Origin of the sequence: Rathayibacter sp. VKM Ac-2927, assembly GCF_022815525.1 — a bacterium.
GTDB classification, from domain to species: domain Bacteria; phylum Actinomycetota; class Actinomycetes; order Actinomycetales; family Microbacteriaceae; genus Rathayibacter; species Rathayibacter festucae.
The window spans coordinates 54,680-68,930 of record NZ_JALGRT010000008.1 but is presented as its reverse complement, the minus strand read 5'-3'; the positions used below and the strand labels follow the sequence as shown (position 1 = coordinate 68,930).

Below are 14,251 nucleotides of genomic sequence, written 5' to 3'. Positions count from 1 at the left end.
ACAGAAGGAACGAATCCGTGCGAAGAAGCTCCAAGAAGTTCACGACCGTCGTGGCCGTCTCCCTGCCCCTCGTCCTCGCGCTGAGCGCCTGCGCGGCCGGCGGCGGCGGTGGTGGCGGGAACGCCGCCGGCGAAGGCGACGGCGACGAGACACTCAGCGTCTGGGCCTGGGACCCGGTGTTCAACATCGCGGCCCTCGAGGAGGCCGAGAAGATCTACCAGGAGGACCACCCGGACTTCACGCTGGACATCATCGAGACCCCCTGGGACGACCTGCAGCCCAAGCTGACCACCCTCGCCCAGTCGCAGCAGTACGAGGAGCTGCCCGACGTCTTCCTGATGCAGAACAACGCGTTCCAGAAGAACCTCGTCAACTACCCCGAGATCTTCAGCGAGCTGCCCGCCGACGCCGTCGACTTCGCGGAGTTCCCCGAGGCCGTCGCCGCCTACTCGACCCTCGACGACGTGCACTACGGCGTGCCGTTCGACTCGGGCACCGCGGTCACCGCGCTGCGCACCGACGTCCTCGAGGCGGCCGGCTACACGATCGACGACTTCACCGACATCACCTGGGAGGAGTTCCTCACCAAGGGCAAGGACGTCCTCGCGAAGACCGGATCGCCGCTGCTCTCAGGCCAGGCCGGCTCTTCCGACATGATCATGATGATGCTGCAGAGCGCCGGAGCCAGCCTCTTCGACGACGAGGGCAACCCCACCATCACCGACAACGACGCGCTGCTCGCCGCGATCGACGTCTACAAGCAGCTCGTCGACTCGGGCGTCTTCGTCGAGGTCAACTCGTGGGACGAGTACCTCGGCACCTTCGTGAACGGCTCCGTCGGCGGCACCATCCAGGGCATCTGGATCGTCGGCTCCATCCAGACCGCCGAGGACCAGGCCGGTGACTGGGCGATCACGAACGTCCCCTCGCTCGACGGCATCTCCGGCGCGACCAACTACACGGCCAGCGGCGGATCGTCCTGGGCGATCAGCGCGAACGCCGACGTCGACCTCGCGGCCGACTTCCTCGCCTCGACCTTCGCCGGCTCGACCGAGCTCTACGACACGATCCTGCCGAAGTCCGGCGCCGTCGCGAACTGGCTGCCCGCCGGCTCCTCGACCGCCTACGAGCAGCCGAACGAGTTCTTCGCCGGCCAGCCGATCTTCGCCGAGGTCGCCGAGTTCGGCGCCGAGGTGCCGAGCAACAACACCGGCGCCTACTACTACGAGGGCCGCGACGCCGTGAGCGCCGCGATCACGCAGATCATCGGCGGCGCGGACCCCGCCTCGGCGCTGGAGGAGGCGCAGAAGAACGTCGAGTTCGCCATGAGCTAGGGCTCGCCGCGAGCCGGCGTCGCCGAGACCCGACGTCACCGCGAGCCGGCTCGCACCCCGGGCCGGGGAGGACTCCTCCTCCCCGGCCCGTCCCTCCCCGTCCCTCTCCTTCCGAGAATGCGAGCCCGCCCGTGTCGACCTCCGCCCCTCCGCGCCCGCGCCTGCGCGTCCCACCCCGGCCGCAGCGCGATCTCCGCAGCCGCCCGATCCGCCTGACCGGGGAGCGCCGCCGCAGCCTCACCGGCTGGGCCTTCCTCCTGCCGGCGGCGGTGCTCATCTTCCTGGTGAGCTTCCTGCCGATGATCCAGGCGTTCCTGCTCTCGCTGCAGACCGGCCGCGGGGCGAACCTCAGCTACGCGCAGCCGTTCTGGCTCAACTACGAGCGCCTGCTGCAGGACGAGATCTTCCGGCTGACGCTGCAGAACACCTTCATCTACCTGATCATCCAGGTGCCGGTGATGCTGATCATGGCGCTGGTGCTGGCCAACCTGCTCAACACCAGGAACCTGAAGTTCAAGACCTTCTGGCGCACCGCGATCTTCCTGCCGTGCGCCGTCTCGCTCGTCGCCTACTCGCTCGTCTTCCGCACGATCTTCGCCAACGACGGCTTCGTCAACGACGTGCTGATGGGCATCGGCCTGATGGACTCGCCGATCAACTGGCTCGGCAATCCGGACACCGGGCGCTTCGTCATCATCCTCGGACTGCTCTGGCGCTGGACCGGCTACAACATGGTCTTCTACCTGGCGGCGCTGCAGAACGTCGACTACTCGAGCATCGAGGCCGCGCGGATGGACGGCGCGAACGCGCTGCAGACCTTCTGGCACGTCACGATCCCGCAGCTGAAGCCGATCATCCTGCTCACCGCGATCATGTCGACGAACGGGACCTTGCAGCTCTTCGACGAGTCCTGGGCGCTGACCAGAGGCGGCCCGGCCTACACGACCATGTCGATGTCGCACTACCTCTACGAGGTCTCGTTCCTGAAGAACCCGAACTTCGGCTACGCCTCCGCCCTCTCCTACGTGATCCTCATCCTCGTCGCGGTCCTCGCGTTCGTTCAGCTGAAAGTCGGTGACAAGCGTGATTGAGCGCGTCAGCACCCTGCCCGCGATCGAGGACGTCGAGTCCGTCACTCCGAGCGAGTCCGTCCCCGTCCGCAGCGCGCCGCTGTCCTCGCGGCTGCGCGGCCTGCCGAAGTACCTCTTCCTCTCGGTCTTCGCGCTCTTCTCGATCTTCCCGCTCTACTTCATGGCCGTCTCGGCGACGAACACCAGCCAGGACGTCCTCGACTCGCGGATGATCCCGGGCCTGGCACTCTTCGACAACTTCGCCGGACTGCTCGATCTGCAGGACGTCGGCTCGGCGATGTGGAACTCGGCGACCGTCGCGGTGGGCACCACGGTGCTCGCGCTGATCGTCTGCTCGATCGCCGGCTACGGCTTCGAGGTCTTCCACTCGCGGGCCAAGGACCTCCTGATGGCGGTCCTGCTGATCGCGATCATGATCCCGTTCGCGGCGACGATGATCCCGCTCTTCCAGGTCTTCGCCGAGGTCGGGATGATCAACTCCCTCGGCGCGGTCATCATCCCGGCGATCTCGACCCCGTTCCTGATCCTGCTGTTCCGGCAGGCCTCGCGCTCGTTCCCCTACGAGATCATCGAGGCCGCGCGGATCGACGGGGTCAGCGAGCTCGGCATCTTCGCCCGGATCTACCTGCCGTCGATGCGCTCGACCTACGCCGCGGCTGCGGTCATCACCTTCATGACCGCCTGGAACAACTTCCTCTGGCCCAAGGTCATCCTGGTGAACAACGACTTCCAGACCATGCCGATGCTGATCTCGAACCTCAGCGCGGGCTACGTGGTCGACTACGGCGTGCTGATGCTGGCCGTCTTCCTCGCCTCGGTGCCCACCGTCATCGTCTTCATGGTCCTGCAGCGCTCCTTCGCCGAGGGCATCACCGGGGCGATCAAGTGAGCCTCGCGGAGCTCCCGGGCGAGGCTGCGTCGACCGCCGGGTTCGACCTCGCGCGGCTCTCCGACCCCGGCTTCTTCGCCGAGAACCGGCGGCCCGCGCACTCCGACCACCGCTGGTTCCGCTCCGAGGAGGAGGCCGCGACGGGCGTCAGCTCGTTCGAGCAGTCGCTGAACGGGCTGTGGCGGATCCACTGCGCGCCCCGCCCGGCCGACGCGCCGGCCGGCTTCGAGCGGCCCGAGTTCGACGCGGGCGACTGGGACCTCATCCCCGTGCCCGCGCACATCCAGCTGCACGGCCACGACCGCCCGCAGTACGTGAACACGCAGTACCCCTGGGACGGGCGCGAGAGCATCCTGCCCGGGCAGGCCCCGGAGCGGTTCAATCCGACGGCCTCCTACCGGACGACCTTCGCGCTGGACGCGCCGCTCGCGCCCGGCGAGCGGATCGCGCTCGACGTGCGCGGCGCCGAGAGCACGATCGCGCTCTGGCTGAACGGCGTCTACCTCGGCTTCTCGGCCGACAGCTTCTCGCCCGGCGAGTTCGACCTCACCGAGGCGCTGCTGCCCGGCGAGAACCTGCTCGCCGCGCAGGTGGTCAAGTGGAGCGCCGGCTCCTGGCTCGAGGACCAGGACTTCTTCCGCTTCTCCGGGATCTTCCGCGACGTCGTGCTGCTGCGCCGCCCGCGCGCGCACGTCGAGGACCTCCGCGTGCGGACCACGGTCGACGACGACGGTGCCGGGGTCGCGGTCGAGCTGCGGCTCGACGGGGCGGGCTCGGCGACGGTCGAGCTCGACGGCGTGGGCCCGCTGCGGCTCGATCCGGACGGCGTGCACCGCCTCCGGCTCGCGGAGCCGCGGCTGTGGAGCCCGGAGGACCCGCACCTGCACCGCCTGACGGTGCGCGTGCGGGACGCGGACGGCGCCGTGACCGAGGTGGTCCCGCAGACCGTGGGGCTCCGCCGCTTCGCGATCGAGGACGGCGTGCTCAGCCTCAACGGGCGGCGGGTCGTCTTCCGCGGGGTCAACCGGCACGAGTTCGGCCTGCAGGGGCGGGTCGTCGACCGGGCGCAGACGGAGGAGGACCTCCGGATCCTGAAGCGGGTGGGCGTCAACGCGATCCGCACCAGCCACTACCCGAACAACTCCTGCTTCTACGACCTCGCCGACGAGTACGGCTTCCTCGTGATCGACGAGATGAACCTCGAGACGCACGGGCTGTGGGACCGCGTCCGCTACCTCGACGCGCCGCTCGCCGAGTCGGTGCCCGGCGACGACGGCCGCTGGGCGCCCGCGCTGCACGACCGGGCGCGGAGCCTGCTCGAGCGCGACAAGAACCACCCGAGCGTGGTGATGTGGTCGCTCGGCAACGAGTCGTTCGGCGGCACCGTCCTCCGCGATCTCGCCGACTGGTTCCGCGCGGTCGACGACCGTCCGGTGCACTACGAGGGGGTGCACTGGGACTCCCGCTACCCGGAGACGACCGACGTGGTCAGCCAGATGTACACGCCGGCCGCCGAGATCGAGCAGTACCTCGCGGAGCACCGCGACAAGCCGTTCCTGCTCTGCGAGTACGCCCATGCGATGGGCAACTCCTTCGGCGCGGTCGACCGCTACCTCGATCTGGCCGAGCGGGAGCCGCTCTTCCAGGGCGGCTTCATCTGGGACTTCGCGGACCAGGCCGTCGCGATGACCGACCGGCACGGGGTGCCGTTCCTCGGCTACGGCGGCGACAGCGGGGAGTCGCCGCACGACGGCGACTTCAGCGGCAACGGGATCCTCTTCGCCGACCGCACGCCGACGCCGAAGCTGCAGGAGGTCGCGCACCTGTACCAGCCGTTCCGCGTCGACGTCTCGCCGGCGGAGATCGTGATCGGGAACCGGCTGCTGGCCACCTCCTCCTCCGCGTACGCGGCGGTCGTCGTGCTGCGGCGGGAGGGACGCGTGCTGGCGGAGCGGGAGCTCGCGACCGATGTGGCCGCGGGCGGGTCATCGACCTATTCGCAGCCGGTGCCGCTGCCCGAGCTGCCGGGCGAGTACACGCTCGACGTCGAGCTGCGGCTGGCCGAGGACACGCGGTGGGCGCCGGCGGGGCACGTCGTCGCGCGCGGGCAGCACGTCTTCGAGGTCGCGGGGTTCTCGCGGCCGGAGCACGCGCCGCGGCCCGAGGTCATCGACGGCACCCACAACGTGGGCGTCGTGGGCGAGCACTTCAGCGTCCTCTTCTCCCGGCTGCACGGCGGGCTGATGTCGTACCGCTGGGGCGGCGGAGCCGAGGGCGGACGGGAACTGCTCACCTCGATCCCGATGCCGTCCTTCTGGCACGCGCCGACCTCGAACGAGCGCGGCTGGGGCGGTCCCTTCGAGGACGGGCAGTGGCTGCTGGCGAGCCGCTACGCGCGGGCCGCGGGCGAGGCGCTGCGGACGGCGCGGGTGTCCGTCGACGAGCACGCGGTGGTCGTCGGCTTCCGCTACGAGCTGCCGACCACTCCGCGCACGTTCTGCGACGTCGACTACCGCGTGACGGGTGACGGGCGGATCGAGGTGACCGTCGCGATGACGGTGCCGGACGGACTGCCAGATCTGCCCGAGTTCGGGATGCAGCTGACCACCGGCGCCGACGCGCACCGGCTGCGCTGGTACGGCGACGGACCGGACGAGTGCTACTCCGACCGCCGGCTCGGCGCGCGTCTCGACGTCTGGGAGAGCGACGTCGCGCGCGAGCTGACCCCGTACCTGAAGCCGCAGGAGTCGGGCAGCCGCACCGGAGTGCGCTGGGCCGAGGTGACCGACGACGCCGGCTTCGGGCTGCGGCTCGACTGCGCCGGCGGGATGGAGTTCTCGGCCCTGCCGTGGACCCCGTACGAGATCGAGAACGCGCAGCACCCGAACGAGCTGCCGCCGGTGCAGCGCACCGTGCTGCGCCCGGCGCTGCGCCGCCGCGGCGTCGCGGGCGACGACTCCTGGGGCGCCCGCCCGCACCCCGAGTACGAGGTCCGGCCGCTCGACGGCCGCCTCGAGTTCCGCTTCGGCCTGACGGGCGTCGGCGGCTGACGCGCGGGTCGGCTGGAAGAGACGGCCCGCAGCCATGCTGGTCGAGTAGCTCGCGCAGCGGGCGTATCGAGACCCACCCACCCCACGCACTCCCCCGCAACAGCCCCGAAACGCGCGCTCGCTAGGGTTCCCGGAGCAGTGCCGGCGGACGCCGGCCGGAACGCGGGAGAGCATGCAGAAGCGGATCGTCCTCGGGGTCTTCGAAGCGGGCACCCCGCACGTCGGCGGCACCATCAGCTGGTCGCACCCGCGCAGCCGCGACGGCGACTTCCGCGACATCGACTACTGGCAGCGGATGGCGCGCCTCCTCGACGACGCCGGCTTCGACTTCCTCTTCTTCGCGGGCGGCTCCTTCGGCTACTCCTCCCGCCGCGGCGAGCTCTCCGACGTCCTCGTCGAGGCCGGCATGACCTTCGCGCTCGACGGCGCGTACCTCATCCCCGCGCTGGCGGTCGGCACCGAGCGCCTGAACTTCGTGGTCACCAGCACCACCGGCGCCGACCACCCGCTGCACGCGGTGCGCAAGTTCTCCACCCTCGACCACGTCACCCGCGGGCGCATCGGCTGGAACATCGTCACCGGCGCCTCGCAGAACACGATGGCCGCGATGCTCGGCCAGTCCGCGATGGTCCCGCACGACGAGCGCTACCGCGCCGCGCAGGAGTACGTCGACGTCGCCTTCTCCTTCTGGGAGGGCGGCAACGACGACGACGTCATCGTGCTCGACCACGAGCGCAACGTCTTCGCCGATCCCGAGAGGATCCGCCCGGTCGCCTACGAGGGCGAGTTCTACCGCTCGCACGGCTACCACACGCTGCCGCCGTCGCCGCAGCGCTCGCCCCTGCTCTTCCAGGCCGGGACCTCGCCGGTGGGCCGCGCCTTCGCCGCGAAGAACGCCGAGTGCGTGTTCGTGCAGGGCTCGACCTACGGCAAGGTCAAGGCGGACATCGTGGACATCCGCCGCCGGGCCGCGGAGAACGGCCGCGATCCGGAGTCGATCAAGGTGATGGTGGGCGTCACGATCGTCGTCGCGCCGACCTCGGCGGAGGCGGCGCAGCTGCGCGCCGAGTTCGACGCCCTGCAGACCGACGAGCTGGCCGCGCACTACTACGCCGGCAACACGGGCGTCGATCTGCTGGCCTACGACCTCGACCGCACGCTCGCCGAGCAGCTGGTGCTCGACGACCAGGCCGGGCAGATGGGCACCAGCAACATCGAGCGCTTCCTCACCCGCCCGGACGGCTCGGCGCCGACGGTGCGCGAGATCCTCGACGAGCTGAAGGGCAAGGGCACCCGCGGCTTCGCGATCACCGGCGACCCCGTCGAGGTCGCCGACGAGCTCGAGCGGATGATGGACGAGACCGACCTCGACGGCATCATGCTCGAGGCGGTCTTCGGCCTCGCCTCGATGCGCGACTTCATCGAGCTCGTGCAGCCCGAGCTGCGGCGCCGCGGCCGCCTCGACCCCGAGCCCACCGGCGCCACCTTCCGCGAGCGCATGCTCGGCACCGGCCCGCACCTCGCCCCCGAGCACCACGCGGCCGGCTTCCGCCCCGAGGCCTGACGCCGCACTCCTCGACCAGTACGAGGCGATGCATGCTGATCGAGTAGCGCTCGCAGAGCGCGTATCGAGATCCACCACAGTCAGGAGCCGGGTCTGCACGGCCGCACTGCTGGCAACGCCGGCTCTCGATACGCCGCTGCGCGGCTACTCGACCAGCATGGCGCGGGCCGTGCCGTGTCGCAGGGCGGGCCGATTCATGCTGATCGAGGAGCGCTCGCAGAGCGCGGAGCGGGGGCCGCGGGCGTCAGCTGACGCGGACGAGGGTGCGCTGCCAGCCGGAGGAGCCGTTGGGGGCGACGCCCGCGCGGTCCTCGATCTGGAGCATGCCGTTGGCGTCGGTCGCGCGGACGGCGACGTAGTGGGCACCGCTCGCGGCCTCCCAGTCGACGTACCACTGCACCCAGGTGTCGAGGTTGACCGGGGTCGACAGCGTGGCCTCCTGCCAGTCGCCGTCGTCGATGCTGACCTCGACCTTGGCGATGCCGGTGGTCTGCGCCCAGGCCACGCCGGCGATCTTGGTCGCACCGGCGGGGATCGCGGCGTCGATGCGCGGGGTGTCGATCCGCGAGGACATCTTGATCGGGGCCTCGGCGTCGTAGCCGCGCGGGGTCCAGTAGGCCTCGTCGGCGGCGAAGGTGGTGACCTTCAGCTCGGTCAGCCACTTCGTGGCGGAGACGTAGCCGTAGAGGCCGGGGATCACCATCCGCACCGGGAAGCCGTGCTCGAAGGGCAGCGCCTCGCCGTTCATCCCGACGGCGAGGATCGCGTCGAGGTTCTCGTCGGTGACCGCGGAGAGCGGGGTGCTGGCGGTGTAGCCGTCGACGCTCGTGGAGAGCAGCATGTCCGCGCCGCTCTGGATGCCGGCCTTCTTCAGCACGTCGCGCAGCGGCACGCCGAGCCACTTCGCGTTGCCGACGAGGTCGCCGCCGACCTGGTACGAGACGCAGGTCATGGTGATGCCGTACTCGTCGAGGCCCATGTCGAAGATGTCCTGCAGCGACAGGGTGACCTCCTGGTCGACCATCCCGGAGATCTTCAGCGACCAGGTGGAGGGGTCGATCGAGGGCACGGTCAGCGCGGTGTCGACGCGGTAGAAGTCGGCGTTCGGCGTGTAGAGCGGAGTGAGCCCGTCGATCCCGAGGTCGGCGCCGGCGGGCACCGTGACGGTGCTGCGCGGGCTGGGCAGGCGCAGGGCGTCGCGGACGCTGGCGAGCGACGAGGTGGCGGCGTTGACGGCACGGGCACCGGCGCCGATCACGGCGGCGCCGACGGCGGCGATCAGGGTGACGCGGAAGAAGCCGCGGCGCTCGATGCCGACCGGGCGGGCGGCGGGGGCCGCCCCGGTCTTCTCGGCGGCGGACGCGGCGCGCCAGCGGCGCAGGCGCGAGACGGTCAGGTGCATGACGATCATCGCGACGACGAGGCCGACCAGGGTGGGCACCGCGGACAGCGGGGTCGCGCCGGTGCGGGTGACGATCGCGGCGATCGAGAGGCCGCCGGCGATCACGAGCAGGATCTGGCCGAGCGGCGGGCGGATCAGCTGCAGCACGCCGGCGAGGGCCGCGGCGACCAGAACGGCGACGCCGATGCTCGCCAGCAGGAAGATCTTGTCGTTCGCGCCGAACGTCTCGATCGCGAACTCCTTGAGCGGGCGCGGCACGATGTCGACCACGAACGCGCCGAGTGCGAGCACCGGGCTGGCGTTCTTCGCGACGGCGAGCGCGACGAGCTCGGCGATCGCGAGCAGCACGCCCGCGACGACGATGCCGGCCACGGCCGAGAGCGCGATGAACCGCAGCTTCGGCACGCGCGGGTTCTTCCCTGTCTGTTCCATGGGAGTCATGCTCCGCCCTTGACCTGCCCGTTCGCAGTGTGGTGCCGGTTTGGTCGAGTCGGGTAACGAATCGGTAACGCTGCGACCTCCTCCTCCGGCCGCGAGATGCCACTTTTGAGCGCGACACGCCGTGAAAAGCGTGCACAAGTGGCATCTCGCGGAGGGAGTCAGCGCGGGGTCAGCCGCAGGTGCGGGCGGAGTAGGAGGCCGCCTTCGTCGTCGTCACCGCCGTGCCGTCGATCGTGGCCGTCGCGGTGACGGTCGCGGTGCCGGCCGGGATCGAGGCGGCGCGGGTCGTGTCGGCCTGCGTCGCGCTCTTGCCCGCCGCGATACCCGGGTAGGACTTCGTGGCGTAGGGCGTCGCGATCGAGATCGACGCCGCGGCCTTCGAGTCGTTGCGGGCCGTCGTCGTCAGGACGACCTTGCCGGCGACGCAGCGCGTCGTGGCCGAGACCGTCAGGTCGATCACGGCGGCGGGAGCGGCCCGGACGATCGCGAGCCGGTAGGTCGCGAGCGTCGTGTGGTCCTGCGCGGAGGAGGTGATCACGACGTTCGTGGTCCCCGAGGCCGCGAGGGTCACGGTCCGGGCGACGGTGTCGTCGATCAGCACGCCGTCGACCTTCACCAGTCCGCTGGCCACGGCCGGGTCGAGGTCGAGCGCGACGCTCGTCGCCTGGACCGGCACGGTCAGCGTCAGGTCGCGCACCCCGGCGGCGAGCGCCGGCGAGAACGTCCCGACGGACGAGGTCAGCTTCGTCAGCTCCGCGTTCGTCGCGAACCCGGTCGACTCCGTCGTGTAGACGCCGAAGACGCCGCCGACGTTGCTCGCGGTGCCGGTGCCCTGGAAGCGCACGGTCACCTTGGGGACCTTGTTCCCCTGGGCGTCGAGGACGTAGGCGCCGGACTGATTGCGCTTCCAGCTGTCCTTCGCCGCGATCCCGTCGAGCACGGCGCGAGGGATCTCGTCGTACTGCACGTACCAGTTCAGCGCGCCCGCGGCGCCCGAGACCACCTCGGTCTTGAGCTTCACGTCGTTGAGGTAGACGTCGAACGTACGCCCCGCGTCGCCGCCGTAGTAGCGGACGCCGAGGTAGTTCTTCGGCAGCGCCGGGTCGACGATCATGTCGTACTGGAAGTACGCGTCCGCCGACCGCTCGCCGTCGCGGTAGCCCTCGCCGCGCCAGGTGCCGACCGCCGAGCGGTTGTACCTGTAGTTCTTGTCGGCCTCGCTGTTGTTGTTGTCGAACGAGGTGAGCGAGTCGATCGTCGTCTCCTCCACCCTCAGCTGCTGCTTCTCCTTGAGGATCAGCGCCTGGGCCTCCGCGGAGTCGGGGGCGATGAGCGTCATGTAGGTCGCGTAGCGCGCGTTGTAGAGGCTGTAGTACGGCTGGAAGATCCGGGCCTCGGAGGCGGCGTCGACGTTCGTCATGCCGAAGCGCATCGTCGTCGTCCCGTTGCCGTTCGCGCCGTTCGGGAGGCGGAGCAGGTTCTGCTTCACCGCGGACTTCCACGCGGCCGCGTTCGCGACGACCACGTTCGAGTTCACCGTCTTGTCGGCGACGCTCATCTGCACGAGCACGCCCGCGGGGTAGGAGGCGTCGACGTTGTTCCGGTTCAGCTCGGTCGCGAGGAGGACGGGCCCGTAGGTGAAGGCCGTCCAGTTCGCGTTCTCGGTGTTCGCCACCGCGGCGACCGCGGCCGGCAGCTTCCAGGTGAGGGTGTCGCCGGCCGCCACCGGGACGACCGCGTAGCCGCCCTCGGTCAGCGCGGCGACGTCGCGGACGGCGCCGTTCACGGTGAGCGTCGGCGCGCCGTCGACCCAGGCCGGGATGCGCAGGCGCAGCGTGGTGCCGTCGGCGACCGCTCCCGCTCCGAGCGCCGCGATCGTGAAGCGCGCGGTGTCGGTGTTCGGAATGTCGGCCGTCTGCGTCACCTTGAGATTGCTGCCGCCCGAGCTCAGCACCGACGAGCGGAACTGGTTCACGTAGACCGTCTTCGGCCCCTCGAAGTAGATCGAGTCGCCGAGCTTGGTGAAGCTCTCGACGCCGGTGCCGTGATCGCACCAGAACTCGTCGTGCTCCTCGCCGAACACCTTCGCGTAGCCCGCGGTCTGCGGCTGGAAGTAGGTGACCATGCCCGTCTCCGGGTTCTGCACCGAGAGCACGCCGTTGATGAACGCGTTCTCGTAGAAGTCGGCGTACTTCACGTCCTTCGTCACCTGGAACAGCGCCCGGGTGAGCTTGAGCATGTTGTAGATGTTGCAGCCCTCGGAGGTGGAGTTCTCCCCGTAGCCGGTCGTCTGGCCGTTGGTCGCGTACTGGTAGAGGGTGTCCGCGCCGTGGAAGTGCTCGGATTGGCTGTTGCCGCCGTTCGCGTAGCTGTGGCTCTCGTCCACCATCCGCCAGAAGTTCTCGGCGGCGCGGCGGTACATGTCGAGGTCCGCCTTCTCGGTGGCGGTCAGCGTCGCGTACAGCGCGGGGTCGTCGGTGAAGAGGGTGTAGCGCTTGAGCGCGCCGATCAGCTTGGGGATCGTCGTGTTCGCGTGCAGGCCGTTGAGGACGTCCTCGTTGTTCGCGAGCTTCCGGAAGAGGGCCGTCTCGTCGAAGTACTCGGCCGCGCGCTTGTGCGCCGGCTTCTGCGTGGTCTCGTAGAGGCGGTAGAGCGCCTCGTTCATCCCGCCGTACTCGGTGTTGAGCAGCTGTGCCGGGTCCGCCTGGCGGCCGGCCCAGGTCGTGATCCAGGAGCCGAAGCCGTCGGCGACGACGAGCGCCTCCGCCGACACGGCGCTGGGCGCGTACTGGTGCGCGTCGAGCAGGCCCGCGAGCACCTTGTGCAGGTTGTAGAACGGCACGAGCAGACCGTCGGCGCCGGAGGGCAGGTAGCTCACCGGGAACGGCGAGACGTAGCCGGCGTTGGCCGGGTCCTTGAGGGCGTAGGCGTCCTGGACCTTCTTCAGGCCGTCGACGGAGGCTGTCAGCTTCGCGAGCAGCGCGGCCTTCGTCGTCGCGTCCTGCTCGCTCGCGTAGGCCTGGGAGAGGCCGGAGATGTAGTGGCCGAAGAAGTGGCCCTGGAACCGGGTGCCGCTCTCGCGCTCCCAGCCGCCGTAGCCGCCGGCCGTGGTCGGGGTGAGACCGGCCTGCGTGTAGAAGGAGTGCAGGAACATCTCGGGGTCGAGGCTGAGCAGGTACTCGACGGTCTGCTGCTCGCCGTTGTCGAGGTACGGGTCCTGGACGGTGACGTCCGAGAGGCCGGCCTCCTGCAGGTAGCTCGAGCTCTTCACGCCCTTCGGCTGCACCTGGATCGCGAAGGTGCGGGTGACGGCCGTGCTGCCGCCGTAGGTCGAGGAGCCGGTGAGCGTCACGGTCGTCGCGGCGCCGGTGGGCGGGGTGACCGTGGCGGTGCCGCCGGAGATCGCGATCGCGGCCTCGTCGGAGGAGGTCCAGCTGAGGTCGGAGCCCTTCGCGCCGCGGGTCGGCACGGAGAAGCCGGTGCTCGTGCTCGCGGGCAGGGTGACGGCGTCGAGGTCGGCCTTCGCGACGGCGGCCGGGTCGAAGGACGCGTTGTGCGCCTTCGTCAGGGCGACGACGTCGGTGGTCGTGGCTACCTTGCCGTAGAGGACGTAGTCGTCGAGGAGCCCGCGCAGGTGCGCGCCGTTGTACTGCGGTCCGTTGAAGCCGAGGGTCTTGGTGGAGGTGCCCTCGGAGCCGAGCACGCCGGTGGCCGCTCCGGTCGCCTCGGACTTGGTGACGGTGGGCTGCTTCACGCCGTTGCGGTAGAAGGCGACCTGCTTGGTCGCCTTGTCGTAGCTGGCGACGACGTGGGTCCACTCGTTCGTCGGGAAGAAGCCGGCACGGGCGGTGTCGATCGCGACCTTGTAGGGCTGTCCGGTCGAGGGTCCGATCGAGAGCGCGAGCGGGGTCGCGTCGCTCTCGGAGGTGAGGTACCAGCCGTCGGAGTTGTAGGCGGTCTTGTTCCAGGTGAAGACCTGCTCGCCGGTCATCGCGGCGGTCGGCTTGTACCAGAACGAGACCGTGAGGTCGGCGGGCTGGAGGCGGGCGTCGGTGCCGAGCGACACCGCGTTGGAACCGGTGAACTCGAAGGCCTGGCCGGCGAGGCCGGTGCCGTACGCGGCGGCGCCCTTCTGCATCCCGACCGTGTTGCCGCGACCGCTGGTGTCGGTGATGCTGCCGTCGAAGGGCAGCTCGAGCACCTTCGCGCTGTCGAGGGAGGTGGCCGGTGCGGCCTGCGCGGTCGGGCCGACCGCGAGCAGTCCCGCCGTCAGCGCCATCACCGCCGCGGTCGCGATCGGGATCCGTCGTCTCGTCGTCATTCGTGGGGCCTCTCGTCGTTGAGATCGGTACTGGGCGCGATGTTACCGTGAACAATTCGCTTTCGGTGAAGTTTCGGTAGGCGGGCTGAGCGGGCTCGAAGACACGGGTGCCGAGCTCCGCCACCGTCCCCAGCGAGCGCCAGCGATGCGGACCGGGGA

7 protein-coding genes are annotated in these 14,251 nt (G+C 70.1%); 5 read left to right on the top strand and 2 right to left on the bottom strand.

Annotation, left to right across the window (positions count from 1 at the left end; translation table 11 throughout):
- The first annotated feature begins 17 nt into the window (after positions 1-17).
- The 5 genes from MT353_RS19495 to MT353_RS19475 all read left to right on the top strand — a co-directional run bounded on the left by MT353_RS19495 (position 18) and on the right by MT353_RS19475 (position 7,928).
- Positions 18-1,334 carry an extracellular solute-binding protein gene (locus MT353_RS19495; protein ID WP_243625657.1) on the top strand — a complete coding sequence of 439 codons (1,317 nt, stop codon included), beginning with the start codon at positions 18-20 and terminating at the stop codon, positions 1,332-1,334.
- A 131-nt stretch (positions 1,335-1,465) separates the two neighbouring features.
- A complete protein-coding gene (locus tag MT353_RS19490) occupies positions 1,466-2,425 on the top strand; it encodes a carbohydrate ABC transporter permease (protein WP_243599744.1) in 960 nt (319 codons plus the stop codon).
- A complete protein-coding gene (locus MT353_RS19485) occupies positions 2,418-3,314 on the top strand; it encodes a carbohydrate ABC transporter permease (RefSeq protein WP_243581115.1) in 897 nt (298 codons plus the stop codon). Before MT353_RS19490 ends, MT353_RS19485 begins: the two co-directional genes overlap by 8 nt.
- Positions 3,311-6,364 (top strand): glycoside hydrolase family 2 TIM barrel-domain containing protein, encoded by a 3,054-nt coding sequence (locus tag MT353_RS19480; protein ID WP_243625656.1) that lies wholly within the window; start codon positions 3,311-3,313, stop codon positions 6,362-6,364. Before MT353_RS19485 ends, MT353_RS19480 begins: the two co-directional genes overlap by 4 nt.
- 172 nt (positions 6,365-6,536) lie before the next feature.
- The gene (locus MT353_RS19475) at positions 6,537-7,928 is read left to right on the top strand and encodes an NtaA/DmoA family FMN-dependent monooxygenase (protein WP_243625655.1); all 1,392 of its coding nucleotides are present in this window, start codon (positions 6,537-6,539) and stop codon (positions 7,926-7,928) included.
- Positions 7,929-8,172: 244 nt separating this feature from the next.
- Here MT353_RS19475 and MT353_RS19470 read toward each other — a convergent pair whose 3' ends face one another.
- Both MT353_RS19470 and MT353_RS19465 read right to left on the bottom strand, forming a co-directional pair.
- Positions 8,173-9,762, bottom strand: a complete 1,590-nt coding sequence (locus MT353_RS19470) for a molybdopterin-dependent oxidoreductase (RefSeq protein ID WP_243625654.1) — start codon at positions 9,760-9,762, stop codon at positions 8,173-8,175.
- Between the two features lie 178 nt (positions 9,763-9,940).
- Positions 9,941-14,092, bottom strand: a complete 4,152-nt coding sequence (locus MT353_RS19465; protein WP_243625653.1) for a beta-L-arabinofuranosidase domain-containing protein — start codon at positions 14,090-14,092, stop codon at positions 9,941-9,943.
- Between the last annotated feature and the right edge of the window lie 159 nt (positions 14,093-14,251).